1 pseudogene is annotated in these 651 nt (G+C 46.1%); it reads left to right on the top strand.

The features are described from left to right. Positions 1-14: 14 nt before the first annotated feature. A pseudogene (gene eno, locus SORDD16_RS11745) lies at positions 15-651 on the top strand (surface-displayed alpha-enolase); the annotation flags it as partial.

Raw genomic sequence — 651 nt, 5'->3', positions numbered from 1 at the left:
AAGGAGAGTAAAAAATGTCAATTATTACTGATGTTTACGCTCGCGAAGTCCTTGACTCACGCGGTAACCCAACACTTGAAGTAGAAGTTTATACTGAATCAGGTGCTTTCGGACGTGGTATGGTTCCATCAGGAGCTTCTACTGGTGAACACGAAGCAGTTGAACTTCGCGACGGTGACAAATCTCGTTACGGTGGTCTTGGTACACAAAAAGCTGTTGACAACGTAAACAACATCATCGCTGAAGCTATCATCGGCTACGATGTACGTGACCAACAAGCTATCGACCGTGCTATGATCGCACTTGACGGTACTCCTAACAAAGGTAAATTGGGTGCAAACGCAATTCTTGGTGTGTCTATCGCTGTAGCCCGTGCTGCTGCTGACTACCTTGAAATCCCACTTTACAGCTACCTTGGTGGATTCAACACTAAAGTTCTTCCAACTCCAATGATGAACATCATCAACGGTGGTTCTCACTCTGACGCTCCAATCGCTTTCCAAGAATTCATGATCGTACCTGCTGGTGCACCATCATTCAAAGAAGCTCTTCGTTGGGGTGCTGAAATCTTCCACGCTCTTAAGAAAATCCTTAAATCACGTGGTTTGGAAACTGCCGTAGGTGACGAAGGTGGATTCGCTCCTCGTTTCG

The organism is Streptococcus oralis (assembly GCF_001578945.1).
GTDB classification, from domain to species: domain Bacteria; phylum Bacillota; class Bacilli; order Lactobacillales; family Streptococcaceae; genus Streptococcus; species Streptococcus oralis_Q.
The sequence above is the reverse complement of the archived record's forward strand: the minus strand, read 5'-3'. Positions and strand labels throughout refer to the sequence as shown.